Raw genomic sequence first — 291 nt, 5'->3', positions numbered from 1 at the left:
GCAGTTAGTGCCAGCAACATAAGCAGTGGGTGGTGGGGGGAGACATACTGCTCGCACATAGCTACTGAAACGCAGACCCGTGCCTTTCAGTTTTATCAGGGCTATGTCATTACTCAAATGGCGGCCTTTATCATAGTCTTCATGAACATATGTAGATTCTATGTCATATTCTTGGTCAGTTCCTTCAGGTACTTCAGCATCAAAATCACCAACTCGTACAAAGTATGCGGACTTGGTGTAATCTTGGAGGCAATGGGCCGAAGTGAGTACATGAAGGGGGGAGATGATGAC

1 protein-coding gene is annotated in these 291 nt (G+C 46.4%); it reads right to left on the bottom strand.

Annotated elements, in window-relative coordinates:
- Nucleotides 1-291 (bottom strand): trypsin-like serine protease (locus P2081_RS20690; protein ID WP_278924668.1); only part of this gene is annotated, 291 nt, incomplete at both ends.

Origin of the sequence: Pseudophaeobacter profundi (genome assembly GCF_029697505.1) — a bacterium.
GTDB lineage: Bacteria > Pseudomonadota > Alphaproteobacteria > Rhodobacterales > Rhodobacteraceae > Pseudophaeobacter > Pseudophaeobacter profundi.
Note: the sequence above shows the minus strand (reverse complement) of the source record. Positions and strands in the feature narration are given on the sequence as shown.